Here is a 512-nt window from a genome sequence, read left to right as displayed (position 1 = left end):
CTATTATTGAAAATATAGCAAACTTACGTCCGATTTGTTTATAACCTAACCATATAAATGGTAAATTGATTATTCCTATTATTATTCCTAAAGGTAAACCAAACAAAGTGGAACCTACAATACTAATCCCTGTGACTCCTCCGTCAGAAACGTTATTTGGGATTAATATAGATTCCAAACCATATGCTGTAATAAGTGCCCCAATTATAATAAGTAAAATCCTGCCGAATGATATAATCACCATTTTTTTTGTCATTTTTGAACTCCTATTTTTATTATTAAAAAGTCTTCACCTATATTATAACTTGTTTTATCAATTTAATGAAATTGGTGTTAATGATTGATATCATATTTTTTTAAACAAAATTCTAAAAAAGATAATTTAATGTTTAATCAGCGTCTAATACTCAAAGTAAATAAATGAAAAATTTCCCAAGGCATTTACAAATATATTAAAATACACCAATCTCTAAAATTTTGAAGATTGGTGTATTTTAAATCAGTTTATCTGG

General features: G+C 26.0%; 1 protein-coding gene. It reads right to left on the bottom strand.

Going from position 1 to position 512, the window contains the following annotated elements; all coding sequences use genetic code 11:
- Window positions 1–256, bottom strand: a 256-nt coding sequence (locus tag IE142_RS40545; RefSeq protein WP_191889546.1) for a YitT family protein, incomplete at its 3' end; no start/stop codon positions are given.
- Window positions 257–512: the final 256 nt, after the last annotated feature.

This window comes from Streptomyces mutabilis (genome assembly GCF_014649815.1).
Classification (GTDB): Bacteria; Actinomycetota; Actinomycetes; order Streptomycetales; family Streptomycetaceae; genus Streptomyces; species Streptomyces mutabilis.
Note: the sequence above shows the minus strand (reverse complement) of the source record. Positions and strands in the feature narration are given on the sequence as shown.